Source organism: Saprospira grandis DSM 2844 (genome assembly GCF_000275825.1).
Lineage (GTDB): Bacteria > Bacteroidota > Bacteroidia > Chitinophagales > Saprospiraceae > Saprospira > Saprospira grandis_A.
In genome coordinates this window covers 407,513-434,139 of the sequence record NZ_JH719942.1, presented here as the reverse complement: position 1 = coordinate 434,139, position 26,627 = coordinate 407,513, and the positions used below count along the sequence as shown (strand labels likewise).

28 protein-coding genes are annotated in these 26,627 nt (G+C 45.7%); 22 read left to right on the top strand and 6 right to left on the bottom strand.

Annotated features, from left to right (window positions below):
- The 13 genes from SAPGRDRAFT_RS02225 to SAPGRDRAFT_RS02160 all read left to right on the top strand — a co-directional run.
- Positions 1 to 446 (top strand): transposase (locus tag SAPGRDRAFT_RS02225; RefSeq protein WP_002656839.1); only part of this gene is annotated, 446 nt, incomplete at its 5' end.
- A 10-nt stretch (positions 447 to 456) separates the two neighbouring features.
- The gene (locus SAPGRDRAFT_RS23080; RefSeq protein WP_002656838.1) at positions 457 to 909 is read left to right on the top strand and encodes a hypothetical protein; all 453 of its coding nucleotides are present in this window, start codon (positions 457 to 459) and stop codon (positions 907 to 909) included.
- Positions 872 to 2,266: a hypothetical protein gene (locus tag SAPGRDRAFT_RS02215; RefSeq protein ID WP_002656836.1), complete on the top strand. Its 1,395-nt coding sequence runs from the start codon at positions 872 to 874 to the stop codon at positions 2,264 to 2,266. The genes SAPGRDRAFT_RS23080 and SAPGRDRAFT_RS02215 overlap by 38 nt, the downstream gene beginning before the upstream one ends.
- Positions 2,267 to 2,282: 16 nt before the next feature.
- On the top strand, positions 2,283 to 2,789 hold the full coding sequence (locus SAPGRDRAFT_RS23345; protein ID WP_253271246.1) for a hypothetical protein: 507 nt from the start codon (positions 2,283 to 2,285) through the stop codon (positions 2,787 to 2,789).
- Between the two features lie 368 nt (positions 2,790 to 3,157).
- Positions 3,158 to 3,862 (top strand): ClpP family protease, encoded by a 705-nt coding sequence (locus tag SAPGRDRAFT_RS02205; RefSeq protein ID WP_002656832.1) that lies wholly within the window; start codon positions 3,158 to 3,160, stop codon positions 3,860 to 3,862.
- Between the two features lie 111 nt (positions 3,863 to 3,973).
- Entirely contained in the window at positions 3,974 to 5,233 is a 1,260-nt protein-coding gene (gene clpX, locus SAPGRDRAFT_RS02200) for an ATP-dependent Clp protease ATP-binding subunit ClpX (RefSeq protein WP_002656830.1), read from the top strand.
- A gap of 312 nt (positions 5,234 to 5,545) precedes the next feature.
- The gene (gene gpmI, locus SAPGRDRAFT_RS02195) at positions 5,546 to 7,078 is read left to right on the top strand and encodes a 2,3-bisphosphoglycerate-independent phosphoglycerate mutase (RefSeq protein ID WP_002656828.1); all 1,533 of its coding nucleotides are present in this window, start codon (positions 5,546 to 5,548) and stop codon (positions 7,076 to 7,078) included.
- A gap of 5 nt (positions 7,079 to 7,083) precedes the next feature.
- Positions 7,084 to 7,971 carry a cell division protein FtsX gene (locus SAPGRDRAFT_RS02190; RefSeq protein ID WP_002656826.1) on the top strand — a complete coding sequence of 296 codons (888 nt, stop codon included), beginning with the start codon at positions 7,084 to 7,086 and terminating at the stop codon, positions 7,969 to 7,971.
- A gap of 4 nt (positions 7,972 to 7,975) precedes the next feature.
- Positions 7,976 to 8,293, top strand: coding sequence for a DUF3098 domain-containing protein (locus SAPGRDRAFT_RS02185; protein ID WP_002656824.1), 318 nt, complete (start codon positions 7,976 to 7,978; stop codon positions 8,291 to 8,293).
- 547 nt (positions 8,294 to 8,840) lie between these two features.
- A complete protein-coding gene (locus tag SAPGRDRAFT_RS02175; RefSeq protein ID WP_002656822.1) occupies positions 8,841 to 9,635 on the top strand; it encodes an undecaprenyl-diphosphate phosphatase in 795 nt (264 codons plus the stop codon).
- A gap of 34 nt (positions 9,636 to 9,669) precedes the next feature.
- Entirely contained in the window at positions 9,670 to 10,263 is a 594-nt protein-coding gene (locus SAPGRDRAFT_RS02170) for a hypothetical protein (protein WP_002656820.1), read from the top strand.
- A 2-nt stretch (positions 10,264 to 10,265) separates the two neighbouring features.
- Positions 10,266 to 11,528, top strand: a complete 1,263-nt coding sequence (locus SAPGRDRAFT_RS02165) for a vWA domain-containing protein (protein ID WP_002656818.1) — start codon at positions 10,266 to 10,268, stop codon at positions 11,526 to 11,528.
- A gap of 73 nt (positions 11,529 to 11,601) precedes the next feature.
- Positions 11,602 to 12,006, top strand: coding sequence for a hypothetical protein (locus tag SAPGRDRAFT_RS02160; protein WP_002656816.1), 405 nt, complete (start codon positions 11,602 to 11,604; stop codon positions 12,004 to 12,006).
- Between the two features lie 11 nt (positions 12,007 to 12,017).
- On the opposite strand, the gene SAPGRDRAFT_RS02155 is transcribed toward SAPGRDRAFT_RS02160, so the two are convergent.
- Together SAPGRDRAFT_RS02155 and msrA are read right to left on the bottom strand one after the other, a co-directional pair.
- Entirely contained in the window at positions 12,018 to 13,037 is a 1,020-nt protein-coding gene (locus SAPGRDRAFT_RS02155; protein WP_002656813.1) for a hypothetical protein, read from the bottom strand.
- Positions 13,038 to 13,101: 64 nt separating this feature from the next.
- On the bottom strand, positions 13,102 to 13,764 hold the full coding sequence (msrA, locus tag SAPGRDRAFT_RS02150; protein ID WP_002656811.1) for a peptide-methionine (S)-S-oxide reductase MsrA: 663 nt from the start codon (positions 13,762 to 13,764) through the stop codon (positions 13,102 to 13,104).
- Positions 13,765 to 14,064: 300 nt separating this feature from the next.
- Here msrA and SAPGRDRAFT_RS02140 point away from each other — a divergent pair, with 300 nt between their 5' ends.
- Complete coding sequence (locus SAPGRDRAFT_RS02140; protein WP_002656809.1) at positions 14,065 to 15,372, top strand: DUF2851 family protein; 1,308 nt, start codon at positions 14,065 to 14,067, stop codon at positions 15,370 to 15,372.
- A 245-nt stretch (positions 15,373 to 15,617) separates the two neighbouring features.
- On the opposite strand, the gene SAPGRDRAFT_RS02130 is transcribed toward SAPGRDRAFT_RS02140, so the two are convergent.
- Together SAPGRDRAFT_RS02130 and SAPGRDRAFT_RS02125 are read right to left on the bottom strand one after the other, a co-directional pair.
- On the bottom strand, positions 15,618 to 15,866 hold the full coding sequence (locus SAPGRDRAFT_RS02130) for a hypothetical protein (RefSeq protein WP_002656806.1): 249 nt from the start codon (positions 15,864 to 15,866) through the stop codon (positions 15,618 to 15,620).
- An 81-nt stretch (positions 15,867 to 15,947) separates the two neighbouring features.
- On the bottom strand, positions 15,948 to 16,388 hold the full coding sequence (locus SAPGRDRAFT_RS02125) for a hypothetical protein (protein ID WP_002656804.1): 441 nt from the start codon (positions 16,386 to 16,388) through the stop codon (positions 15,948 to 15,950).
- A gap of 238 nt (positions 16,389 to 16,626) precedes the next feature.
- Between SAPGRDRAFT_RS02125 and SAPGRDRAFT_RS02120 the strand changes: the two genes are divergently transcribed.
- Positions 16,627 to 17,430 carry a hypothetical protein gene (locus SAPGRDRAFT_RS02120; RefSeq protein ID WP_002656802.1) on the top strand — a complete coding sequence of 268 codons (804 nt, stop codon included), beginning with the start codon at positions 16,627 to 16,629 and terminating at the stop codon, positions 17,428 to 17,430.
- Positions 17,431 to 17,471: 41 nt separating this feature from the next.
- On the opposite strand, the gene SAPGRDRAFT_RS02115 is transcribed toward SAPGRDRAFT_RS02120, so the two are convergent.
- Positions 17,472 to 19,214, bottom strand: coding sequence for a peptidase domain-containing ABC transporter (locus SAPGRDRAFT_RS02115; RefSeq protein WP_002656800.1), 1,743 nt, complete (start codon positions 19,212 to 19,214; stop codon positions 17,472 to 17,474).
- Positions 19,215 to 19,303: 89 nt separating this feature from the next.
- On the opposite strand from SAPGRDRAFT_RS02115, the gene SAPGRDRAFT_RS02110 reads away from it, so the two are divergent.
- The 4 genes from SAPGRDRAFT_RS02110 to SAPGRDRAFT_RS02095 all read left to right on the top strand — a co-directional run bounded on the left by SAPGRDRAFT_RS02110 (position 19,304) and on the right by SAPGRDRAFT_RS02095 (position 22,162).
- Complete coding sequence (locus SAPGRDRAFT_RS02110) at positions 19,304 to 19,969, top strand: YggS family pyridoxal phosphate-dependent enzyme (RefSeq protein ID WP_002656798.1); 666 nt, start codon at positions 19,304 to 19,306, stop codon at positions 19,967 to 19,969.
- 335 nt (positions 19,970 to 20,304) lie between these two features.
- Positions 20,305 to 20,892: a methyltransferase domain-containing protein gene (locus SAPGRDRAFT_RS02105; RefSeq protein ID WP_002656797.1), complete on the top strand. Its 588-nt coding sequence runs from the start codon at positions 20,305 to 20,307 to the stop codon at positions 20,890 to 20,892.
- A 55-nt stretch (positions 20,893 to 20,947) separates the two neighbouring features.
- Positions 20,948 to 21,385, top strand: coding sequence for a hypothetical protein (locus tag SAPGRDRAFT_RS02100; protein WP_002656796.1), 438 nt, complete (start codon positions 20,948 to 20,950; stop codon positions 21,383 to 21,385).
- A gap of 6 nt (positions 21,386 to 21,391) precedes the next feature.
- Positions 21,392 to 22,162 (top strand): Rossmann-like and DUF2520 domain-containing protein, encoded by a 771-nt coding sequence (locus SAPGRDRAFT_RS02095; protein WP_002656794.1) that lies wholly within the window; start codon positions 21,392 to 21,394, stop codon positions 22,160 to 22,162.
- A 289-nt stretch (positions 22,163 to 22,451) separates the two neighbouring features.
- On the opposite strand, the gene SAPGRDRAFT_RS02090 is transcribed toward SAPGRDRAFT_RS02095, so the two are convergent.
- Entirely contained in the window at positions 22,452 to 23,894 is a 1,443-nt protein-coding gene (locus SAPGRDRAFT_RS02090) for a phytoene desaturase family protein (RefSeq protein WP_002656790.1), read from the bottom strand.
- Positions 23,895 to 24,179: 285 nt separating this feature from the next.
- Between SAPGRDRAFT_RS02090 and folE the strand changes: the two genes are divergently transcribed.
- The 3 genes from folE (at position 24,180) to SAPGRDRAFT_RS02070 (ending at position 26,485) form a co-directional block, all read left to right on the top strand.
- On the top strand, positions 24,180 to 24,875 hold the full coding sequence (gene folE / locus SAPGRDRAFT_RS02085) for a GTP cyclohydrolase I FolE (protein ID WP_002656789.1): 696 nt from the start codon (positions 24,180 to 24,182) through the stop codon (positions 24,873 to 24,875).
- 302 nt (positions 24,876 to 25,177) lie between these two features.
- Positions 25,178 to 25,867 (top strand): tRNA (5-methylaminomethyl-2-thiouridine)(34)-methyltransferase MnmD, encoded by a 690-nt coding sequence (mnmD, locus tag SAPGRDRAFT_RS02075; RefSeq protein WP_002656787.1) that lies wholly within the window; start codon positions 25,178 to 25,180, stop codon positions 25,865 to 25,867.
- Between the two features lie 267 nt (positions 25,868 to 26,134).
- Positions 26,135 to 26,485 carry a hypothetical protein gene (locus tag SAPGRDRAFT_RS02070; RefSeq protein ID WP_002656785.1) on the top strand — a complete coding sequence of 117 codons (351 nt, stop codon included), beginning with the start codon at positions 26,135 to 26,137 and terminating at the stop codon, positions 26,483 to 26,485.
- The last annotated feature ends 142 nt before the right edge of the window (positions 26,486 to 26,627 follow it).

Sequence of the window (26,627 nt, the reverse complement as noted above, 5' to 3'; positions counted from 1 at the left end):
AGATTACCACAGAGCGAAAAACCGATGCTTCTCAACTCCTCAAAATGATGAAAAAATTGAAGCCATTTAATATTAACCAAGTTTATGCAGATGGCGCCTATGACCAAACAAAATGTCGAGAAGCAATTTGTGCGGCTGGGGCGGTTCCATTGATTCCCCCACGTAAAAATGCTCGCCTAAAAAAAGGAAAAAATGGAGAGCTAGTCGATAGTTATCGCAATGATGATATTTTATATATCTGGGAGTTAGGAGCGGCTGCTTGGAAACAAGATTTAGGCTATCATCGTCGAAATTTAAGCGAAACTGCAATGATGCGGCTCAAGCACTTTTTCTCTGAACGGCTCTCTTCGATCAGCTTTAAAATGCAGAAACAAGAAGTCCTGATGCGTATTCAAATTTTAAATGAGCTTAATGCTGTCAAGCTAAAAGTTGCTGCTAATCAGTGAATTATGATTTATGCAACAAGGCCATTACTCTATAGTAATTGACTCTTTCCATGGATTAGACTTTTTTAGTCCAAAAAATATTCCCATACAAGAATACGACTTAATAGAATACATGCCTAAAGACAACTATGCTTATACTAAGTCAATCCTTATGATAAGCAATACAAAGAATGATAGAGGACTTAGCTTTGACCCTAAAGTCATCCCTGCTATAATAGAAAACGAATTCAATAAAAAACTAGATAGCGAGTCAATACATATAATCAGAAGGTCATATTTTCATATGAATGGCGATTACATATTTTCATATATTCAAAACGATACAGGATCTTATATATTGGCTGATAGTATATCAAAAAAAATGGATTTATTACCAAATCAATTCATAGAATCTTCTTACCGAACCCGAATCACTAAAATAAGTCATGGACAGAAAAGAAAAAATATTAGCGGAAATAAGTAAAATTTTACTTGCCTTCAAGGAGGAGCAAGAAAATTACAAAAACCTTGTACACAAGCTTCGAAAACAAGAAATAAGTAACCCTTTAGATAAAGAGTTAAGTACGCAACTAGAATTCTATGAACAACAATTAAGAGAAACTGAAGCCTTTATCTCTGTTAATGAAGAGCTTGTAAAGGTCCTTCAGAATGAAGAACTTAGTGATGTAACAGCCTCCAGAGTACTCGATGCATTCCAAGATTCCAAAACGGTTACCGATACATATACCAGTGCTATAAAGCAGGTCCTCTCAACTATTTTTGACTTTAGTGAAAGCTCCTTTGATTATGCAAAACGCATCCTAGATAGTCTAGATTTATCCGAAAGTATTCCTTCAGAAGGAGGAATAAAAGGCTATGTTGTTGAAAAAATAACTAATAAGGCAACAAAATTAGTCCAAGATCATTTACCTCTCTTTGATGAGGTTATCGAAATATTAACGGTACTAGCCCCCTCTTCTCCAGCAGCAATTACTAAAGCGAGCCTCAGTGCGTCCTTAGAGTTAGACATAAGGAAAAAAATAATATATGAAAAAACAGAAGATCTAAAAGGTGTCACTAAAATCAATTTACAACTCAAGAGTTTTTTAAAAAAAATAAATTCGGATGAATCCTTAAGCCTGCCTAGTAAATATATCAAATTTAAGGTTTTCATAGAGTCTATTCATGAGGCCTCAGAGAATTTGGAAAAGTCAAATCTAACATTAGACAATCAGGTCGATCGTTTAATGAAAGCCTCATTACAAGAACTTTTTGAAAAATCTAATACCTCTGTCACCCAAACTTGTGAATATACCACTTTTCCGCTGGATGGAAATATGGTTGATCCATCAAAAGTTATTAAAACAAAGTTTACAAATGATGAAGATATCAATAAAGAGATTTTTAGAATAGCATTCCCTGGAAAAACGACTCAAGTTGCATCTCTTCTTGAGTTAAAAAAAGTATTTCCTAATACAATTATTTACTATCAAGGTCAAGGATTAGCAAGTACAGGAATTGACCAATATAAGACATCTAATAATTATGAATCATTGGCGACTGAATTATTTAAAGAGGAAAGAAAAGAAAAAGTAGTTGATTTTAATCAAACTGAAGATGGTTGCCCCTCTACAGCTTCTCAATATGCCAACTCCTTAGCCAAAAGACGGAGACAAGAGGCCCAAGATCGAGAAGAGCAAAAAGAAAGAATAGCTCTTCAAGCCAAAGCCAGAACTTTTGGAATTGATCCAACAACAGTAAAATATGGCTCTCTTAAGGAGTTAAAAGAAATTATTGCTGAGCATGAGTTATTAGGTAAAATAAAGGGGCTTGGCCAATAATGCAAGACGGTATGGAGTGGATGAAGAGATAGTTCTCCGACTCATTGCAGCTAGAGCGGATGCTTCTGGTTTTCATGAGGAAATTGCCAAGACCGATAAGTACAAGAAAGAAATTCAGGTAAAAAAAGAGTTGAGTGATAAAAATGTTGCTTTTGGCCAAGAGCTCCAACTGAATAAGACCTATCTGCTCAGTAATACCTTTGGTATTTACAGTAAAGAGGAGAGCAGATATGAAAAGGAGTTTGGTGGAATTTTCCTCGATAACTTTCAGGTTAAAATCAAGGAGATGGCAAGGCGAATAGCAACTACCAAGGCTACACAATTGATTTTCAGGGCTACTTTTAGACATTCATACAATGAAGGTACAGTTAAGGAGGTCTGCCAAAAAATGACAACACGCTTAAATAAGCAGCTCAAGGAACTGAAAGGCAAAGACTTTCAACCTCTCCGCTATAAGCTGAACGAAGTTAAACGCGCACAATCAAAAGATATGGCAGGTTACTTTGTTTTGCTTAAAGAGTAAAGGCAACGCTCATTCTGGTAGCATTGCGGAGCAATACCGCTGTTGTATGGCTGCTGCTTTCAAGCTGCAGCCACAGCTAGCAGGCGGCGAAGCCGCCGCAGGCTTAGGGATGGACAGCAGTGGCCGTCAGGCCAGACCAAGCGGGCATAGCCCGCGCAGGGCCGAGCAGAGAGCGAGCTGCGAAACAGCCCGGCCCGCCCATCGGGCGGGCAAGCCCCAGAAAATAATCAGCAAAACTGACGATTTGTCAGAAAAAAAGCCTTGGCACAACTTTAATGTTGCAAGATTGTATATAAAAATGTAGTTTAAGCGCCTAAAAGGGCTAAACCGCAACCCCATACAAATCCTTCAGTAAAAAATCGCTTTTTATGTTTGATCAAAATGAATTTAAGAAGTACGCTGTCAAGCATCTTAATATGGACAGCCTACACCTAGAACAATACGCACAGCAATCTACTCGCGGCATGATGCCTCGCATCCCTCAAATTGGCAACTTTACGCCCAATGTGATTGAGGAACGCCAAATGAATGTAGCTGCTGTAGACGTTTTCTCTCGCCTGATGATGGACCGCATTATCTTTCTTGGCGTAGGAATCAACGATTATGTAGCCAATGTGGTGCAAGCGCAGTTGCTTTTCTTGGAGTCTACCGACCCCAAAAGAGATGTGCAGATTTTTGTCAATAGCCCCGGTGGTTCTGTCATCGCAGGTCTAGGGATTTATGACACTATGCAGTATATTGCCCCCGATGTGGCCACAATTTGTACCGGTTTGGCGGCCTCTATGGGCGCTGTACTTTTGGCCGCTGGAGAAAAAGGAAAACGGAGCTGTTTGCCCCACTCTAGAGTGATGATTCACCAGCCTTTGGGCGGTATGCAAGGCCAAGTTTCTGATATGGAAATCTCTTACAAATTGATCAAAGAGCTCCAAAAAGAACTCTATGACATTTTGGCTAGCCATACGGGCCAACCTTACGATATTATTGAAAAAGATTGTGACCGTGACAACTGGATGCGCGCCAATGCCGCCAAAGAATACGGCCTGGTGGATGAAGTACTCCGCCGCCAAAAATAAGGGCTAACCAACTGCCCAATCGTTCAGCCCATTGATGCCCCAGGCCTCAAGGGCTGAACCTTTTTATGTGAGCGCCTAGCCAAGAGGCAAGGCTATAATGAACCAAGAAGAATGTCTAAAAAACAAAAAGAACCCCACTGCTCTTTTTGCCAACGCCCCAAGTCTGAGGCCCAAATGCTAATCGCTGGCATCGAAGGCTATATCTGTGAGTTTTGTGTAGAGCAAGCCCATGCCATTATTAGCGAAGAACTGTTGCAGCCCAAAGGCGAAGCATTTGATGCAGATGCCCTGCCCGAACTAGTTCGCCCAATGGATATTAAGGCGCATCTGGACCAATACGTGATTGGCCAAGAACAAAGTAAAAAGATTCTGGCCGTGGCCGTTTATAACCACTATAAACGTATCCGTGAAGAAGCCAAATACCAAAAGAAAATCCAAGAAGAGGAGATCGTAGAGGTCGAAAAATCTAATGTGGTTATGGTTGGCCGCACCGGAACAGGAAAAACCCTGCTGGCCAAAACAATCGCCAAAATGCTTAATGTTCCCTTCACTATCGTCGATGCCACCGTCTTTACTCAAGCCGGCTATGTGGGCGAAGATGTGGAAAGTATGCTGACCCGCCTCTTGCAAGCTTGCGACTATGATGTGGCCGCCGCCGAAAGAGGAATCGTCTATATCGACGAAATTGATAAAATTGCCCGCAAAGGCGATAATCCCTCTATCACCAGAGATGTTTCTGGCGAAGGCGTGCAGCAATCATTGCTCAAAATGCTAGAAGGTACCGATGTTTTGGTCCCCCCCCAAGGTGGCCGCAAACATCCCGAACAAAAAATGGTAAAACTCAATACCAAAAATATTCTCTTCATCTGTGGCGGCGCCTTCGCCGGCGTAGAAAAAAATATCGCCCGCAGAATCAATAGCCAAGTGATTGGCTTTGCTAAGGAAGAAGAGGAAAGAGTAGACCGCGAAGATCTCTTGCAGTTCGTTAGCCATCATGACCTCAAGTCTTTTGGTATTATTCCCGAACTGCTTGGCCGAATGCCCGTGCTCACTTACCTCAACCCCCTCGATCGCGCTACCCTGCGCTCTATCCTAACAGAGCCCAAAAATGCCCTGATCAGACAGTATCAACGCCTCTTCGAACTCGAAGGAATCCGCCTCGAAATTGAAGAAGCCGCCCTCGATTTTATCGTGGAAAAAACCCTAGATTATAATCTCGGCGCCCGTGGCCTCCGCTCTATCTGCGAAGCCATTATGACCGACGCCATGTTTGAATTGCCCTCGCAAGAGGTCGATGAGTTTATCCTAACCCTAGATTATGCCAAGGAAAAACTTAGCAAACGCAAGCTAGCCAGCATGAGCGCCGCCTAATCGTGACGAGCCATATATTATATAGAGATGAGTTTCTCCCTGTAGAGGCTCATCTCTTTTTTTACTATTTTTAGGGGCCTCCCGCCTTCGGCGGGCGCTACGTTCGGCAGCTCGCTGCTCGCTCGGCCCTGCGCAAAAAACAAGTTTTTGCTGGCTCTGCGGCTGCGCCGCACTGCCTACCATCGCTAGGCCAGTCGCTTCGCTCCTATGCGGGCCTTCGGCCCTGCCAAACGCAAAAGATAGGGCCAGTTAAATGAGTTCAAGAACTTCTTTATTATCTTTGCCCCCTCCTCATTACTTAATTTCTTTCCTATGTCTACTTTTCAACGTTTTGCCTTAGTCATCCTAGACGGTTGGGGCCTAGGTCCAGACCCCCAACGCAGCGCCCTGGCCCAAGCCGATACCCCCTTCATCAATAGCTTGTTGCGCAATTACCCCAATAGCCAATTGACTACTTTTGGCCAGGCCGTTGGCCTGCCCCAAGGCCAAATGGGCAACTCCGAAGTGGGACATATTCACCTGGGGGCAGGCCGTCTGGTCTATCAAGAACTCAGCAGAATCAATAAAGAAATTGTAGAGGGCCACTTCTTTGAGCAAAAACAACTCAAAGCCGCTATGCAAGCGAGCAAAGCCTCTAAATTACATCTAGTGGGCCTCCTCTCCGATGGTGGGGTGCATGCCCATATCGATCACCTCAAGGCACTCTCCCAAATGGCCAAGGAAGAAGGCCTCGAAAAGGTCTTTATTCACGCAATTACCGATGGCCGAGATACCGCCCCTAATGGCGGCAAAGAATATATTCAAGAGCTAGAGAAAAGCATCGCCCAACACCCTAGCCAAATAGCCTCTGTTATTGGCCGCTATTATGCTATGGACCGAGACCAGCGCTGGGAACGTACCCAAAAAGCCTATGCACTCTGGACCCAAGGCCAAGGTGCTGCCGTAAATTCTGCCCAAGAAGCCATAGAAAAGAGTTATGCAGCCGGCCAAAGCGATGAGTTTGTCGAAGCTTATTATATGCAAGATGACAAAGGCCAACCCTTGGCCCAAATCGAAGCAGGAGATGTAGTCATTTTCTATAATTTCCGCACCGACCGCCCCCGCCAAATTTGCCGCGCCTTGGTCGAAGAGGCTTTCCCAAATGAAGGAATGCAGCCCCTAGATATTCGCCTGTATACAATGACCCGCTATGACGAAAGTTTTCAAAAAACGCAAGTCATTTATGAAAAACAAGACCTCAGCCAAACCTTAGGCGAATGCCTGGCCCAGGCCGGCAAAAGCCAAATCCGTATTGCCGAAACCGAAAAGTATCCACATGTCACTTTCTTCTTTAATGGAGGCCGAGAAGAGCCTTATCCCAAAGAAAGACGGATTATTATCCCTTCGCCCAAAGTAGCTACCTACGATTTGCAGCCAGAAATGAGCGCCTACCCACTAACCCGACGCATTATAGAAGAACTAGAAGAGGCCAAACCCGATTTCCTCTGTCTCAATTATGCTAATGCCGATATGGTGGGCCATACTGGCGTTTTTGAGGCCGCCATCAAAGCCGCCGAGGCCGTAGATGAATGCCTGCAAAAGTTGGTGCATCAGCTCATTAAGCAAAATTACGGAATGATTATTCTAGCCGATCATGGCAATTCTGATTATATGATTAATGACGATGGCAGCCCGGATACGGCCCATACTACCAACCCCGTCCCCTGTATTTTTGTGGCCAAGGATGTCGATAATTACCAAATCAAAGATGGAAGCTTGGCCGATATTGCCCCCACTATTTTACAGGCCATGAACTTGCCCGTTCCCGAACTCATGCAGGGCCAAAACTTATTGACAAACGATTAGAAGAGATGCCTTTAGCTGCCGCCAAAAAAGAACAAAATTTATATCCCCAAAAGGGCCGCCACAACAGCTACGCCTTTTTGGCCCTCAGCCTACTACTTTATTTGTTGGGCGGGCTGCTTTTGCTATCTACCTATGGCCAATCGAGCCTCAAACAACTCCGAGAAAGCATTCCCTTTTATATAGAGTTGGCCGATGGGGCCAATGAGGCCGAGGTCTTCCGCTTTCAAAAGGAGCTGGCCAGCCAAGATTATATCAAAGAGGGGAGCCTACAATATATTTCTAAAGAAGAAGCCCTAGAAGAAATGCTGGCCGATGGCGACCTCAAAGAAGAAGACATTTTGGTCCTTGGCGAAAACCTTTTGCCCAATGCCATTAGCTTTCAGATGAAGAGCGAAGCCCTGGGCCAATATGCCGAACAACTAGAAGCTTTGGAAAAAGAAGAGTTTGTGGTAGAGGTGAGCTATGCGCAAACGCCTTTGTTGGGCGGAGAAGATTGGCTGAGCCGCCTGAGCTGGCTGAGCAGTATTTTTGTCCTCTTTTTTGTTTTGCTAGCCCTCACGCTACTGCGGCATCATTTGCGGTTGCAGCTGCTCAGCAACCGAGAACAAATTGAATTGCTGCAAATTGTTGGGGCCAATCCCGATTTTTTGCGCCGCCCTTTTTTGCAAAAAAGTATTTATAATGGCTTATATTGCGGGGCCTTGGCCAGCCTTGCCCTCTTATTGAGTATTTTGGCCCTAGGCTTTTGGCCTTACCTCAGTTTTGGCGCTCTTCTCAGCAATAGCTTGCTGCTTTTGGCCTTTGGCTTGGGGATTTCTTGGCTAAGCAGTTGGTATAGCTTAAAAAAATATATGGCCCAACCTCTTTCTTTTTGGCGCCAAGAACAAAAATAATAGCATGAGTAGAAAAACTAAAAAAGCGCAGCGCGAGCTGCTATACGGCAAAAAACATTATATGATAATGGGCGCAGCCGTTTTGTTGGTCATCATTGGGTTTTTCCTAATGTCTGGTGGCGGAATGGAAGACCCCAATGTTTGGAAGCCCGAAGAAATTTATAGCTTCCGCCGAATTACGCTGGCCCCTTTTGTGGTCCTTTTGGGCTTGGCTGTTTTTGCCTATGCGCTCTTTTTCCAAACGCCAGAAGATAAGGCGGCAGAGCAGGCTTATCAAGAGCAGTATCCTGCAGAAGAAATAGAAGCGCCCAAAACAATTTAGTAATTAGGAGGACTTTGGGGCCCGCGGCCAGCTAGCTGGCCGCCGCTATGCTGCGGGGCTCACAAGACTGTTCGGCCCTTCAGCCGCCTGTGGCGGCTTCGGTCTGGCCTTCGGCCACCCCTTCGCAGCGCTGGGCCGCCCAACTATCTTTTCTCTTTTGGCCCTATTCTTTGGCGGCGGGGCTTTCCCTTTTAAGCGGTATTCGTCGCTGCGCTCCTCATGCGTAGATAGTTCCCGCCCACCCACCCCTCTGCGGGATTCCTTAGGGGAATCCCTTCGGGGAGTGTTTGGGTGTTTTCTGGTCCTGAAGGCCCGAAGGGCCGTCGGCTGAGGGATGGAAAAGGGGGCGGCGAAGCCGCAGAGCCAGCAAAAATGCGAAGCATTTTTGCGCAGGGCCGAGCAGACCTGCGAGCCCTGACAACCAGCCCCTATAGGGGCGCCAGTTCGACGACCAACGGGAGTACACAGCCCGACCCGCCCGCAGGGCGGGGCAGCCCCAAAAAAATAAAAAAATAGATCCGCAGCAGACAAAGCGGCAAAAAAAGGCATGGAAAACTACATCTACAATATTATTCTGGGCATTGTACAGGGGCTAACCGAGTACCTACCTGTGAGCAGTAGCGGCCATATTGAGTTGGCCAAATATTTTTTGGGTTACACGCCAAAAGACAGCCTGACGCTATCGGTTGTCTTGCATGTGGCCACTGTGATTAGTACCTTGATTGTGCTTTGGAGAGAAGTGGCCAGGGTGCTCAGGGGGCTGTTTCAGTTTGCTTGGAATGAAGAGCTGCAGTTTTCGCTCAAAGTGGTTATTTCTATGCTGCCGGCGGCAGTAGTGGGCCTCTTATTTGATGAGCAAATTGAGCAACTTTTTGAGGGGCAGATTATCTTGGTGGGGCTAATGCTTTGGCTAACGGGAGCTTTACTCTTTTTGGCTGATCGGGCCAAAATAACCAATAAAAAAGTAAGTTATAAAGATGCCTTTTTGATTGGTTTATCGCAGGCCGTGGCGCTGTTGCCGGGGGTTTCTCGATCGGGCTCTACCATTTCGACCTCTGTTTTGCTCAAAATTGACAAAGAAGAGGCGGCTCGTTTTTCCTTCCTGATGGTCATTCCCTTAATTTTGGGCAAGCTGGCTAAAGATTTGCTCAGTGGAGATTTGGAGTTGAATACAGCAGAGAGTTTGCCTTTGTTGGCGGGTTTTTTTGCGGCCTTGATTGTGGGTGTTTTTGCTTGTAGCTGGATGCTCAACTTGGTCAAAAAAGGGAAATTGCTCTATTTTTCTATTTATTGCTTTGTTATGGGAGGGCTAGCTATCTTGGCCAAATTGCTGATGGGTTAGTTGGACCGAAACAAAGCGAAGATGAGATTTGCTTATGTCCAGAAAGATATTGACAAGCCTATTTATTTGCTTTTTTGCCTTAGGGCTTTGGGGGCAAAAGGGGCCAAAAATTTGGTTGCCCAATGGCTCTTTTGAAGGGGCGCCCAGAGATGCGCTACATCCGGAGGGCTGGGAAAGCAGCAGTTATAATTCTACGCCCGATATTTTGCCGGGGCCTTGGGGGGTTTATCAGCGCCCAACAGATGGGAATACTTTTATGGGGCTGATTTGTCGAGAAGACGGCACATTTGAGTCGGTAGCGGCCAAACTGCCCAAGGCCTTAAAGAAGGACAAATGTTATAAATTTGAGTTGGACCTCTCTCGTTCGCAGGCCTATGCGGGTTATACGGGGGCGGCCTGTTTTCGTTTGTGGGGGGCCAAAACTGCGGAGGAGCCATTGCAGTTATTGGCCAGCTCGGCGCCAATTGCGCACTATGAATGGAAAACATATCAGTTCAACTTCATTACTAAGGCCAAATATTCCTATATTATTATAGAATGCTACTACAAAACGCCAACATTGCTTCCTTATCGGGGCAATATTCTCATTGATCGTTTTTTGTATTTTGAATATTGTGAACGCGCCTAGTTATGTCTCAAAAAATACTTGATGAATTAGCCAAAACGAGCATTCAGCTGATGCTGAAAGAGGCTTTTTATGGTCATTTTTTTTCTTCTTTGCTTAGGGATGTGAGCCAAGAGACCGAAACTATGGCCCTGCGTTTGGGTGGCAGTCAAATGCTCAAGCTCTTGGTAAACCCCAACTACTGGGAGGAAAAGCTCCAAGGGGCAACGCCCAAGCAAACGGCTGCACTGCGTTATGGGGCCATCAAGCATCAGATTTTGCATATTGTGTTTAAGCATATTTTGCGGGCCAAGGATTTTGGGAACAAGCAACTCTATGGTATTGCTGCCGATTTGGCCGTCAACCAATATATTGATTCGGACCAATTGGAGGAAGAAGCTATACGTTTAGAAGATTTTCCAGATTTTTCTTTGGAGCGTGGCCAAAGCTTAGACTACTACTACAACCGCCTATCCGATGAGCTAGAAGAGATGATGAATGGGGGAGGAGGCAGCGAAGAAAATGAGGAATTTAATTCGGCCCAACAAAAATTGCAAGCGCTCTTAGAAGAAGAGCATCCGCATTTGGAGCAGCATGCTTTTTGGGATGATATTCAGCAGCAGAGCCCCTCGGAGCAAAAAATTATGGAGGCCTTTGTCAATGATGCCATCCAAAATAGCTTAGCGCGCTTAAAGACGAGAAATTATACCAATTTGCCGGCCCAATTGCAGGAGTATTTGGACCAACTGATGAAGAGTTTGCAGCCCAGCATCAATTGGCGGAGAACCCTGCGGCTTTTTGCGTCCTCTAGTAGCCGAACCCGCATCAGAAATACGATCAAAAAGCCCTCGAAGCGTTATGGAACAAGCCCCGGAATTAAAATTCAACGCAAACAGAAAATTGGGGTAGCCCTAGATAGCTCGGGCTCTGTCAATCAAGAGGAATTGCAGCTCTTTTTTAGTGAGCTCTATCATATTTGGAAACAAGGGGCCGAAATCATGCTGGTTGAATGCGATGTTGATATTCAACGCATCTATCCCTATAAAGGTAAAACGCCCGAGCTGGTTCAAGGCCGTGGCGGCACCCGCTTTGACGCTCCCATCAAATGGGCCAATGAAGATTATCGGCCCGATGCCTTAATCTATTTTACCGACGGCTTTGCTGCCAAACCCGAAGTTCGCTGCCGCATCCCCTTGCTCTGGATGATTAGCCCCAATGGCTTGGCCGCCGAAAATTGGGATAGCCTGCCCGGCCGAAAAGTTAAAATGCAAAGCAAAGGCGGTTTCTGATTTTTTTTTGTATCATTGAAGACGTAGATCAACAAAAAAAGAGGTCTACTATTGTACACCCAATTTCTATCCTATGAAACAAATTTACCTTTTGTGTTTTAGCTTGCTACTCATGGCTTGCCAAGGCGATGCTCCCCAAAAAGAAACAACTGTCTTAACCACCGAAAAACTTACCGGAGAATGGCTCTGCGTAGCCGGCAGCATTGATGGCAATAGCGAAGATGTGCTGTTTGTTGAAGATTCTGCCAAGCAACAGGCTGGCGCAAGACTAAAGTTTTTGGCCGAAGAACAACTCGATTTTGCACTGCTCGAACAGTTTGGCCTCAATAATCCAGAAGCCTATAAAATTGAAGATAAGCAACTGATTGTTGGCGGCGGACAACTCAAAATTGATGTGCTAGAAGCCAAAGAGGACGAACTGAAACTCAAAATCCTTTTCCAAGAAAGAGATATTCGTATGCAGCTCAAAAAGCAGTAAAACTATTGGTCCTAACGACACCAATCGTAGAAAAAGTCTTTGTAACGAAGACAAAGGGAGTCCGGAAAGGGCTCCTTTTCTCTTTGTGCCCGATAGGCCGCATCTAGTTTTATCGTAATATAATAGACCTCTAAAGAATTAACCCCCTCCAATTCATAAAAACTATCTAACCGATGCACTAAGCTGTCAATGTCATGATGAAATGGACTCTCTTTTTTCTCTTCTTCAGTTAAACCCTCGGCCAAAATATCCTTGCTCTGCCCCGAAGGCATAATTAACATAAAACCCCCAATGCCTACAGCTACTACAATCAACCCAATGACCCTTTTCTCGGCCACCAAGCCCGTAGCCAATCCCCCCAATACCAAAAGAACCAAAACCACCGAAATAATTTTACGGGTGGTCGGATGCATACTCCCCTGATCCGTTCCCGCTTCAGGCTCCTCAAAAACAAACCCAATCACCGGAAGAGCACGCAGGGTCTCCATCTCAAATTGCTCAGTAATAAAGGTTTCATCAGCCCTCTTTCCCTGGGTAACCACAAAAACAACAATGATAATCGGTATGAGAATTAGACGCGGAATCCGCCCCTTATTAGTCCGAAACCAAATTAAACTAAAGGGAATCAAAATCCATAAAATCCGAATAATCGAATGCAAACTATAAGAGGTGTCCGCCCCATTCAAATCCGCACTGTTAAACATACAACGAAGCAGCCACCAATAAGAAGAGGCCGTCAAACCCAACCAGTTGCCCAAAAAACTAATACTCACTAAGGGAACCTGGAAAATTAAGGCCACCACATTGACAAAAATAAATAGAGCCGTGGGAACCACAATAAACCAAATAAAAGACCCCACAATCCCCCGAGTAATCGCAATCGCACGGTCTACCCCACGTACCTCTAAGTAGTTGTTAAAACGAGAAATAAGGAAGAGCAAAACAATCAAAGCCACAAATAACCCCATCAAAAGAACAGGAGAGGTCAGTAGCTGCTGAACAAGGTCTAACCAAGATTTTAATAGTAACATGGACAAGGCTTTGTCCTAAAAGTACAAAAAAAAAAGAGGCGATTTGCCTCTTTTCTTCTTAGAACTACTTCTTCAATTCCTCTTTCAATTTATCCTTGTAGCTTTTCCGAAATTTATTCACCTTCGGACTAATCACCGCCGAACAATAAGGATTCTTGTTCGCATTCAAATTATAATAGTCCTGATGATAATCCTCCGCCGAATAAAAACGATCAAAAGCCACAACCTCCGTCACAATAGGATCCGAAAACTCCACCGCCATCTTCGCCTTCACCTTTTCCGCTGCCGCTTTTTGCTCTTCCGAATGATAAAAAATAGCCGAGCGATATTGCGTCCCCACATCATTCCCCTGCCGATTGAGCGTCGTCGGATCATGCGTAAAGAAAAAGACCTCCAATAAGTCAGTATAAGATAATACCTCCGGGTCAAAAGTGATCTGGACCACCTCCGCATGCCCAGTCGTCCCAGCACAAACCGCTTTGTAAGTCGGGTTTTCTACCTGCCCGCCAGCATAACCAGATACTACTTTTTTGACCCCCTTGAGGTCCTGAAAAATGGCCTCTACACACCAAAAACAACCCGCGCCTAAGGTGGCCACCGCTAATCCTTCCATAGATTCTACCGTTTTGTCGCTCGCGCCTACTACAGCAGGGCTGTTGGCCGGCCCACAAGCGTATTGACATAAAATTAGTACACTAACAACCAACGAAAATAATGGTTTCCACATAGTTCTTTTCTTTTAAAACGAAATATTTTATCCTTCAGATGTTGATTTGGGGCTGCCCCGCCCTGCGGGCGGGTCGGGCTGTTTCGTGGCTCGCAGGTCTGCTCGGCCCTGCGCCGCCTTCGGCGGCTGGGTCTGGCCTTCAGCCACCACTGTCCATCCCTCAGCCAGGCTGGGCAAAGCCCAGCCTTCTGGCGCCAAAAGGATTTTACCAGAACTTAACACTATAGTAAACAAAATTAATTATTTTGTTGCTATTAGCGTTATTTTTAGCTAACTTTAGCTGTATTTAAAAATTTAGCGATGAGTAAATATCCTTTTCCCGAATCCTTTTTGCATTATATCTGGCGCTTTCAATTATACGACAAGCGTTTTTTGCGCACTGCCGAAGGCCAAGAAATTCAGTTGGTTTATCCGGGCCACTGGAACCAGCATGCCGCCGGCCCCGATTTTTCCGATGCCCGAATTTATATTGGGGGCACCCTTTGGGCCGGGCAGGTGGAGGTCCACAAACGCGCCTCTGATTGGCTGCGGCATGGACACCAAAACGACCCCAATTATGAAAATGTCATTTTGCATCTGGTCTATGATGAGGACCAAGTTATTCGGCGGGCAGATGGTAGCCGCTTGCCCGCCTTGGCCTTGCGGGGACGCATTTCTCCCGCCCTCTTTGAGCAGGGGATGCGCTTGCTCGGCGAGCTAGAACAGCCCATCGCCTGTGGGCCGCAACTTCCCCAAATAGACCCCTTAGAATGGTCCATTTGGTTAGAACGCCTAACCATTGAGCGCTTAGAGCAAAAAGCGGCGGCCTTGCGCAAGCGCCTAAGCCATTGGCGAGGCGATTGGACCGCCTGTTTCTATGAACAGCTCATTGCTCATTTTGGTTTGGGCCAAAATGCCGAAAACTTTCAGCGCCTAGGGCAGGCTTTGCCTTATCGGCTTTGGCGAAAGTATTTGGGCCGGCCCAAACAGCTAGAGGCCCTCTTTTTTGGGCGAGCCGGCTTTTTGGCCCAAACAGAAGATGACTATAGCCAGGCTTTGGCCCAAGAGTATGCTTATTTGCAAGAAAAGGAGCTGCTCGGAACGGCCCTGCCCTTAGCCTGGAATTTTGGGGGCTTGCGTCCTTCAGCTTTGCCTAGTTTTCGCCTTGTTCTTTTGCTTGGGCTTTTGCAAAAGGAAAAGCTTTGGTCCAAATTTATGGAGGTAGACTCCCTAAAAGCTTTGCAGGCTTTATTTGGCGTTAAAATAAATTCTCCCTATTGGCTGAGCCATTATCGCCTAGGGAAAAAAAGCCAGGCCCGTAAGCAGAAAAGCTTGGGCAAGGAGAGTATTCAGTTGCTTTTTATCAATTTTTTGGCCCCTTTTCGCTTTTTGCATGCTCAGGCCAATGGCCAAGAAAAAGAGGTTGAGTTGCTGCTTGATCTATTAGGGCAGTTGCCCGCAGAAAATAATCAGATTTTGAGAAATTGGGGAGGCTGGGATATTTCGGCCAAGGATGCACAGCAGTCGCAGGCCCTGATTCAACTCTATAAGTGTTATTGTGTAGAGCGCCGTTGTTTGTCTTGTAGTATTGGCCACCGCCTGATTCGTAACCAAGCCTTGGAGCCCTAAAACGGCCCAATTTGGCCAAAGGCCAAAACGGCTGAGGGATGGATAGTGGTGGCCGAAGGCCAGACCCAAGTTTTTTGAAGCGAAGCGAAAAAAACTGCAGGGCCGAGCAGACCTGCGAGCCACGACAGAGCCCGACCCAAGGCCGTAGGCCGCAGGGGCAGCCCCAAAAAACATAAAAAAAAGGCACCCAACAAAAGTTGAGCGCCTCTCTTATTCTAGATCGCTAGTGACTAGTGATCGTGACCTTAGTGGCTTTCTTCTTTAGCTTCGCCTTCAGGAGCAGCTTCACCCTCAGCAGGAGCAGCTTCACCTTCACCTTCAGTTGTAGCTTCAGTTTCAGGAGCGGCCTCAGTGTTGCCTTCTTCCTGTGCTTTCTCACCACCTTCTTTGGTAGTTTCTTCTTGTTTTACTTCTTCTTTCTTGGGAGCTTCTTCACCGCAAGAAGTGATAGCAAAAGCGAAAACCATTACGAACAATAGATTCAAAAATTTCATGGTTGGAATGTTTGATAGATCAAAAAAATGTGAATAGTCTGAATATATACAATAAGTAATTATTGTCTAATTTATTGGCGCTTAGCGCTCTAGCGTAAGTAGTGCCTCTTCTCCATCAGGAGATTTGGCTGTGATGGCAAGGGTTTTATCCTCCCATTTTTCAATGGTCCAAGTTTCTGGAGCATCATTGCTATTGGTTACCTTAATAAGGTTTTCCTCCTCGATTAGCTCATAATCAGCAGCGGAATTATCTTCTTGGTTGAGCATCGATACCTTTCCGTCGGCATTAAATTCAATGATCATCGCTCCCTTTTCTATTTTTTCATTGTCCATGTCAATAACATACCACTTGCCCAAAAGTGTTTTTTCGGCAGGCTTAGTGGCTGCTTCTTTTTGGCTACTATCTTGCGCCAGTTCGGCGCTTTTAGGTTCGTTATTGTCTACTTTGCTGGCTTCATTGTTACAAGAAAAAAGAGCCAAGCTAAATAGCAAAAATAGGAAAGCGTGAAAAACCTTTTTCATTTGGTGTAATTTCTACTTGAGTGTAAAGTCAAGCTAGGTTGATTTAAAAAGCGGCTACAAAATTAAACAAAAGTCTAGTAAGCTATTTAAATCCTAGGTTAATTTTTGATGTATTTGCTACTTTTTTTAGGGGGAGCATTCTTTTAGCCAAGAAAAAAAGGAAATAATCGTTAAATTATTGACTTAAGCTCTATAGGAGCACTGCAATTTATTAAGTTTTCTTTAACAACTTAGCAATATGGATCCCAAACATCAAAAAAATTTAGATTTTCTGCAAGAGCAGAGTCCGCTTTCGGCAGAAGAGAATGTAGAAATTTTTGATCGGCATAAATATGATTTGCGGCTTTCTTTCTGGGAGGCGCTTTGGCCAAGGGAAGAAAAAGAGGCTTTATTTCAAATTTATGAGGGGGCCGATAATGCTATGCAGCAGCGTTTGGAGGCTTTAGAAAAGTTGTTGTTATTTTATTGTCCCAATCCAAAATTCAAGGCTGTTATCTTGGATCTAAAGCGGAGGAAGACGGTGAAAATTAAGGCCACAACTGCCGAGAATTTGCAAAAGTTCCGAAGGATTCCAACAAAAGCAGAAATTTTGCGATTTTTTGATGCTTTGGGCAGCAAGGATGAAGCTTTGGCGGCTCGTTTATTATTGGGCCTACAAGATTTTGGTCGAGAAGTAGCTACTCAAGAGCGCTACATTCAGATGATGGCCGAGGCCGATGATTTGGCCCTAGCAGATGCGGCCCTAACGCTTTTGGCCCGTATTCCGGGGGCTTTTGTTCGTTCTTTGCCGCTCTATCAGTTTTTGTTGCATCAGCCCAATCGCCGATTTCAGGTGCTCAAGAATTTGCAGGGAGCCAGAGGCCTAAATCCAGAGTTATTATTTAGTTTTTTTCGGCCCATCATTGGTGATTATGAGCGTTTGGCTCGTACAGATGGCATGATGAACGACCTTTGGCCAGAAATGCAGTTGATCCGGAGCATTTTGTCCAATAATGGGGGAGGAGGCCGAGTCTGGCAATTTGAATCAGAGGTACTGAAGTAAGAAAAAAAGACCAAAGCTAAACTAGCTTTGGTCTTTGGCTTTTAGGCCTCTTCGCAGCCATCAAATAGCTCATTGAAGTAAGGCTCTTTTTTTAGGTCGTTATAGCAGCCATTAAAAATAATTTCGCCCTTATCCAAAACAATCACTCGTTTACAGCGGGCGGCCAGCTCAGAAGAGCGGCTAACGGCCACTAGGGTCCAAGGCGCATTAGGTGCAGTAAGCAAATTGGTCAACATCCGCTTTTCTCTACTCTCTAAGCCTACCAATAGGTTTTCTGCTGCCAAAAAACGGGGATGGTCCACAATACAACGGGCCAATAAAATCTTTTTGATGGTTGATTGCGATAAGCCCTGCCCATCGGAGGGAATAATGGCATCTAAGCCTTCTGGATGCTCCTGCAAAAAGCGGTCAAGCCCCACCGCCCGACAAGTAGAAAGGACATCCTGGGCCGTAACATCTTTTCGCCCCATAGCAATGTTTTCTAGCAAATTGCCATAAAATAAATGCTCCTCTCTCAAATAATCGCCCATATAAGAGCGCAAACTACTCAAATTGAGGTTGCGAATGGGCATTTGGTTGTAATCAATGGTCCCCTTAAAGTTTTGGTACAAGCCCAGCAAGATCCGCAAAAGAGTAGTTTTTCCCGAATCGGCAAAACCCGTAATGCAAAGGTGCTCTCCTCCACCCAACTCAAAGGAAATCTCTTTGAGCACCGGCGGCATCATCGGTTCTGGATGATAACTCATTTTGTGTACCCGAAGATGAATCCCTTTGTTTCCAACAATTTCCTGAAAATCAATGCCTTTTTCTTCTTCTAAAGGCAAATCCGTAACATGCGCAATTTTCTCAATGGCCGTAAGGACATCAAAAACGGTTTCCATGCTCAAAATAATTTTCTCCAAGGCATTGAGCACCATGATAATCATGATTTCTGCCGCAACAAATTGCCCAATGTTCATTTCATTGGAAATGACCAAGCCTCCACCCAATAACAAAAGAGCCAAGGTAGCGCCTCCCCGAACACCCACCATGCTCATAAACTGCTGCCGATAAACCGCAAAATGACTCTGCCGATGCTTGAGGTAACTGCCCACCAATTCGTCGGTTTTCTCTAAGGGGTACTGGGTGCGCCCAGCCAACTTAAAAGAGCCCATGGTCCGCCCCAATTCCTCCAACCAATAGGCAACTTTGTACTTATATTTAGATTCTCTTAAACTACTGGCCAAACCTTCCTGATAGGTAAAGTATAAAATAGCTACCAACACAAATAATAAGGTCAAACCAAAAAAGACAAAGAAAGGATGATAGCTGGCCAACAAAATTAACCCAAAGAGTATTTGTAATACAGAAGCCGGCAAATCAATGATGAGCTTGGGCACCCCCTTCTGCACCGATAAAGTGTCAAAAAAACGGTTGGCCAATTCAGGCGCATAAGCCTCCCGAATGCTCTCCATCTTGAATCTCGGAATCCGATAGGCAAACTCAAAGGCCGAACGAGTAAATATTCGCTGCTGAATCCCCTCCGCAATCAATACTTGCATATAACGACTGATGCCCACCGCCACACTGGCCCCCGTAATCAAAAAACAGAGGGTGTACCAACTGGTCGTGGTCTCTCCAATCGCAATGTAGTTAATAATCGCTTGTATCCCCAAAGGAATCCCCAAGCCTAAAAGACCCGCAAAAAAAGCGTAAAAACTGACTAAATAAATATCTTTGCGGTCAAGGTATAACATCTTGCCTAACCGCTTGAGCGGCTTAAAAGAAGGCTGAACTGAAGCCATAAGATGATTTAGAAGGGGTTGAAATGATAGTAATACTATCAAAAGTACGGTTTCCTATTCCACAACAGCAAAAAAAAGCAAAGGTTTTTATGCTAGATCTAGATTTTTATCAAAACATTAAGAAGGAGTTGGCCAATGGGCAAACGGAATTGGTGGCGGTTTCCAAAACTAAACCCGCTGCCGCTATTCAAGCCCTCTACAATCAAGGACAACGCATTTTTGGCGAAAATAAGGTGCAGGAACTCCTAGAAAAGGCCGAAAGCCTCCCCAAAGATATTGAATGGCACCTAATTGGCCACCTACAGCGCAATAAAGTGAAATATATTGCCCCTTTTGTGAGCCTGATTCATGCCGTAGATAGCCTCCGTCTCTTAAAGGAAATTAACAAGGAGGCCAAAAAAAATAACAGAACCATTTCCTGCCTGCTCCAATTTCACATCGCCCAAGAAGATAGTAAATTTGGCCTCCATTGGACCGAAGCTCAGGCGCTCTTAACCTCCAAAGAGTACGCCCAAATGAAAAATATCAAAATTGTTGGCCTGATGGGCATGGCCAGCTTTAGCGATAATCAGGAACAGGTTTTGGCCGAGTTTGGCCAATTAGCCCAGTATTTCCAAACACTAAAAGAACAGTTTTTTGCCCAAGATCCTAGCTTTAAGGAGCTCTCTATGGGCATGTCCGGAGATTATCAATTGGCCCTAAAACAAGGCAGCACGCTTGTCCGTATTGGCTCCGCCCTTTTTGGCCAACGCTAGCAGAATGATTTGGGGCTGCCCACTCGCTTCGCTCGGGTCGGGCTGTGTCGCAGCTCGCAGGTCTGCTCGGCCCTGCAGCGCTTTCAGCGCTTTGGTCTGCCGCCTGCGGCGGCCCTGCTATCCATCCCTCAGCCAGATTTAACTTCGCTGCTTTGACCGTATTTAGCTAGAAATTTTAGACTAGACTAGCTATTTTTTAAAGGAATAGCCCAGCTATGGCTGAGAAAAATAGGGCCGTATAGGCCAAAATAGCAGCTCAATATAAAAGTGAGCGGATTTAAATTTGGCTATAGCCTGCGGCGCTCTGCGCCTGCAACATCCTAAAATAAACTGCCATGAAAGAAAAACTATCTGCCAATTATTGGCAAAACCGATACCTCGAGCAAACTACGGGCTGGAACGCCGGCAGCTGTACCCGCCCTATCGCTACTTATATTGATCAGCTGGAGGATTTGGGCCTCAAAATTCTTGTTCCAGGCTGTGGCCATGGCCATGAGGCCCAATATCTCTACCAAAAAGGCTTTAGAAATATCCACCTCTGCGATTGGGCCCAAAAACCACTAAGCCAACTCCAAGAAAAGTTAAGCGATTTGCCCCCTCACCATTTTCATCAAGGCGATTTTTTTGCCCTGCAAGAAGATAATTTTGACCTCATTATCGAACAAACTTTTTTCTGCGCCCTCCCCCCTAAACTTCGACCCCAATATGCCCAAAAAATGGCCAGCTTGCTGTCCCCCTCCGGCCAACTTATTGGCCTGCTGTTCAATTTTCCGCTGAGCCCAAAAGGCCCACCCTTTGGCGGGAGCCTAGCCGCCTATCAACAACTTTTTAAGGCCCATTTTTCTTCAGTCCAAATAAATGATTGCCATAACTCCATTAAACCCCGTGCAGGCAAAGAGTATTTTGTGCAACTGCGGCCCTAAGGTTTGCCTAGCTCCCTAATATAAGCTATCTTAAGAACTCAAAAGATCATTTATTATGCTTCGTTATTGTACCGCTTTTTGTCTACTGAGCCTGCTCTTTTCCTGCCAAACTACTCCCGCCAATGTCTCCTTGGACCAACAGCAAAGGCTAGAACTAGAAGAGCTGCGCTCTTCTGCTGAAGAAGAAAAAACTAAACGAAAAATCAATTGGGCCAAAATTGACCTAGAACAACTGCCCAATATCTCCGAACAAAGCAAAGTTTTGCAAGAAGGCCTTAAGGTCTCTCTAGAAACAGAAGAAACTAATGAATCTTTGGTTTGTAGTATCCTAGACCAAAACGGTAGCTTGCAACAACAGTTTTTTCCGCCCATTCAAGCCGGAAAAAAACAAAAACTCAATTTAGATTTTAGCCAATTCCAAGCCGGCGAGTATTATGTGGTCATTCTTGGTGAGGCAACCTACCGCCGTTTTTCGGTGGCCAAATTGCGCTAATACAAGATGCAGATACATATTATAGGGACGGGAAAGGTCGGCCAAGCGCTAGGCCATGCGTTTTTTCAGGCAGGGCATACTATCGGCCAATGCTATAGCAGAAGCCCTCAAAAGGCCCAGAAAGCGGCTCTGGACTTAGGGGGACAAGCTGTTTTTGCCCTCGATCAACTACAAAACCAAGCAGGCTATTATTTACTTGCTGTCCATGATAGAGCCATTGCTGAGGTATTGGCCCAATTGCCCGAAAGTATCCGCCTTGAACGACTAATTTTGCACTGCTCTGGCGCTACGCCATTAAGCGCACTGGCTCAAGCCCAGCAATATGGCATTTTTTATCCTTTGCAAAGTTTTCATGAGGGCTATTTGCCCAATTTGGCCAGCATTCCAATCTGTTTGGCGGCTTCTTCTCCCACTTTTTTGGACCAATTAAAGGATTTAGCCCAATCGCTAGGCTGCCGCTACCATTTATTAGCAGAGGAACAATGGCCCGCCCTGCATCTGGCCGCCGTTATGGTCAATAATTTTAGTAACTATCTTTTTGCCATGGGCCAAACCATCTGTGAACAGGCCCAAATCGATCCAGAAATTCTTTTCCCCCTAATTTTGCAAACGGCCCAGCGTCTAGAAGAAGGCCCCGCCAAAGATTTTCAAACTGGTCCCGCTATTCGAGGAGACCAAAGCAGCATGCAAAAACATCAGGCCTATTTGGCCGAGCATCAACCGCAGTTGCTGGCCCTCTACCAATTGCTGAGTCAACGCATTGAGGAAGACCTCTAAGGGCGGGCTCCATTTCTGCGGCAGACAGGGCGCGAAGCGCCCGCAGGCCTAGCGATGTGCAGGGGTGGCCGAAGGCCAGACCGAGCCAGCTTGCTGGCGAAGGGCCGAGCGACCCGACCAACGGGAGCCGACGCAGCGAAGCAAGTAATAGCGAGCCCCGACAACCAGCCTCGAAGAGGCGCCAGTTCGATGACCAACGGGAATAAACGACAACAAGGCCTTTAGGCCGCAGTTCGACGACCAAAGGGAGTAACCGCCGACGAGCGAAGCGAGGCGGAGGCCCAAAAAACTAGCCATCCAACAACAACTTTTTATAGGCAATAATGCCCGAAAGGGCCACGCCCGGAATCCCCTGCCCTGGATAAGCCGTGTCGCCACAAAGATAGGCGCCCTTCTCTAGGCGAGCATCCAGCATCTGCCAGGGCTTAATGCGTAGAAATTGAGGATAACCGCCCACAAAACCAAACTTGCGCTGGGTCCAGCTTTCCCAGCTGCTAGACGCCGAGCTATGCCTGTACAAAACCTGGTCTTGAGCAATATAGCCCTCCTCGTCCAAGACCTTTAGGATCTCTTCTTCTAGGGCGGCCTTGTCTTTAACGGGCCGGCGGGCGGGGTCTGGAATATGCGTAGAAATGGAGGCCACGCCCTGGCCCAAAGGCGCTCGATACCAATCTATGGGGTCCGAAAAACTGAGGAAAATACTCTGGCTTCCAATCTGAGAAAGTGGCTGCTTGAGATGTATTTGATGGTGCAAAACCGGGGAGTCCTCTTGGCGCTTAAAGCCTATGCCCATCTGAAAAGCCGAATTGAGCTGCGGACTTTGCAACAACCGCTTTTTATAGCGCTGATGCAGCTTTTTATTGGGCCAAATATCGAGTAAATTATTGATGGGAATACCCGAAATCAGCCGGTCAAAAGCCATTGGGCCCTGATTAGTCTGCAAAATATATTGCCCATTTTTGCGCTTAATCTGCTCTACTTTTCGCCGCAAATGAAGCTCTCCGCCCTGCGCCTCAATATAATCGCAAAAAGGTTTGACCAGTTGGTAGAGCCCCCCATAGACATAATAATTGCCAAAAAGCGTGTAGCAAAGAGCCGTGGCCCCAAACAAAACATTGACTTCCTCCAGGTAATTTTGGGCCGTAATGAGCAGCTGCTCATTGACAAAGGCAATAAAATCGGGATTTTTGTCTAGCCCATATTGTTGCAGCATCTTTTTCATCGAGCGAAAGGCCAGTCCAGCAAAAGCCAACTGCTTGGGCCGAAACCCCTTGATCATAGGCCCCAAATCTTGCCAAGAAGAGGGCGGGAAACTCTGCTGCTGCAAGGAGGTTTCCCAAACAAACTGACTAATGGCATAGGCGCGCCGCCAAAAAGCGGCCTGCCCCTTTGGTCCAAAAATGCGCTCGGCCTCCCTAATCCAATCCTCCAAATTGGCAAATCGCTCTAGCTGCTGCCCATTTTTTAGCCGAATTTGCATGGGCCGATCCAAGGGCTTCATATCAATTTGGATCGCCGTTTGCTCTAAAATGTAGCGCAAAGGCATATGCTGGTCTAAGCCCACTACAGTGGTGGCCCCCGCCTCAAAAATAAAGCCCTTACGATAATAAGAACTCGTGCAACCCCCAGGCAAATAATTTTGTTCTATAATGTGAACAGCATGCCCATCCTTGGCCAAGAGCGCTCCCGCAGAAAGACTCCCCATGCCCGAGCCAATAATGCCTATTTTCATTTTCTACTATTTTTTTTAACTAGTCTAAGTAGTATTTTAAACAAAAAAAAGCAAGGCCTGTTTGAAAAGGAGTCAGACATCTACACCTAAATTACCAAAATGCGCAAACTGCCTACTCTAAATCAATAGATTCCCTTAGCTTTGTTGTTTTGAGTTGCCCCTAAATTTTAGCCCCTCAGGGCTAAACAAAACGTAAAATTCAGTCGTATCTAACGACAAAAAAAGTAGCAGAGCTTTTTCTGAATTTTTTATCTGCCTATTTTTTCAGAAGTAAATTCAATTAAAATGAACCAATCCGTAAAAACACTGACTGCCAAAGAGCAGGCCCTATTTGATGAAATGGGCGACCAACATATTCTTAGCTCTATCGATACCCCCATGCGAGAAGACGCTTTCTTACTTTCCGATGAGGAAAAAGTAGAGCAGATTCAAACCCATTTTAAGGCTATCATGGAAATTATGGGGCTCGATCTTAGCGACGACTCTCTAAAAGGGACCCCCTACCGAGTGGCCAAAATGTATGTCAAGGAGATTTTTAGTGGTCTCAATCCCGCCAATAAACCCAAAATTGCCCTTTTCAAAAATAAATATCAGTATGAAGAAATGCTGATCGAAAAGAACATTTTGCTGCAGTCTACCTGCGAACACCACTTTTTGCCCATCTATGGCAAGGCCCATGTAGCATATATTCCCAATGGTAAAGTGATCGGCCTCTCAAAGATTAACCGATTAGTGCAGTATTATGCCAAACGCCCGCAGGTACAAGAACGCCTGAGCCGCCAAATCTTAGAAGAACTCAAAACGAGCCTAGGTACCAATGATGTGGCCGTTTATATTGATGCAAAACACATGTGTGTCTCTAGCCGAGGCATCCAAGATATATCTAGTAGTACGGTAACAACCGCCTACAGTGGTCAATTTGAAAAAGAGCAGTTCCGCAAGGAGTTTTTAGCTGCCATTCACCATGATGTCCGCTACTAAATGTTGCGCCTTACAGCTAGATGTTTATTGTTGTAGGTCCTCTGGGAAGAGGGCCTTTTTTTTTGGGCCTCCGCAGCAAAGCTGCGGCGCTACGCTTCAGGGCTCGCTGTTCGCTCGGCCCTTCGCAGGCTTCGCCTACTCGGTCTGGCCCTCTGGGCCACCCTTCCGCATCGCTAGGCCTGCGGGCGCTTCGCGCCCTGTCTACCGCAAATATAAAGGACCAACTAAACAACTTCCTTCCTTAGGCTGTTGTATAAACATCAAAAAATCTTACTTTGACCTGATCCAATTTAGTAGATTATATGCAAGCAGATTCTAACGCTAAAATTATCCTAACCGCCGATGGCTCTCACAGCCTAGAGTCGGCAAAGTTTGCGGCCAGCTACCACTCTACACATGGGGCCATCCAAGAAACCGATACCGTTTTTATACAGGCGGCCTTGGCCCATCAATTGGCTAAGGGGCCAGCACAATTAGCTATTTTAGAAATTGGTTTTGGTACCGGCCTAAATGCCCTAATGAGCTATTTGTATAGCCAAAAAGAAGCGCCCCAATGCCAAATTCAGTATTTGGCCCTAGAGGCTTATCCCATTCCTAGCAAAACCGCCCAGGCCCTTAATTATACCCAAGAGCTAGCCAGCCCAACTAGCCAAGCTGCTTTTCTGGCTATGCACAAGCAGCCCAACCGCTGGCAAACCCTAGCCGAAAACTTTAATTTCTGCTTGAATATTCAGCATTTTGAGGACTTATCCGCCCAAAATGCCTTCGATATTGTCTATTATGATGCTTTTTCTCCAAATGTACAGGCCGAACTCTGGAAGGAACCCATGCTCAAAAAGATTTATGAGGCCATGCGCCCCGGCGCTTGCCTGACCACCTACTGCGCCAAAGGCGCCTTCAAGCGACTCCTCAAAAGCATCGGCTTTAGGGTAGAAGCCCTGCCTGGCCCAAAAGGCAAAAGAGAAATGACCAGAGCCTTTAAGGAGGCCTAAGAAAAAAGCCTTGCATTTCTGCAAGGCTTTTTTCTTCTTCCTCAAATTGTCTTTTCCCCTGCCTTTGAACAGAATCGCTTCGTTCTAGTGAAAATATAGATTAAGCTCAAATATAACAAATGGCCAGTAAGACAGCCCACCACAAAAAAAAGGCCCAAAAGAAGGCCAAAAAAAATTAGTTTAACGCTATAAATCTCTTACCTTTCTAAGGCATAGCATACTACATTCTACTACGCATACACACTTAATAATTTACCCAATTATCTTATGGAACGGAAAACCATTATCCAGTGGAGTATCACAGGAGCGGCGGTCCTCTTTTTTTTGGTCGTCCTCATCTATACGATTGACTATATTGCTTTTCGCGATGATCGCATCAAAAATAATTTGGCCACCAGTTTCTGTGAGTGCACCCTAATGGAAGAGGTCCAAACTGGTGATTACGAATTGCTCGAAGAAGGTTTCCAATATGCTACGGGCCTAAATCCCTGCTTTGCAGAAGAATTTGAACCCTACAAAAAAGGTCTATCTGATGCCCAAAGAGAGTTTTTTCTCCAAGATTTAGAGAAACGAATCTTTAAGCGTTGCCCGCATAGTGCGGAGAAAATTTTTCAGTAAATTGGAGCCCCAAATGCCGCCCAAACGGTCCGCGGCCTAGCGATGTGGAGGGGTGGCCGAAGGCCAGACCAAAGGCGAAACGAAGTGGAGCCTGAAGGGCCGAGCAGACTTGCGAGCCCCGAAACGTAGCGCCGACGAGCGC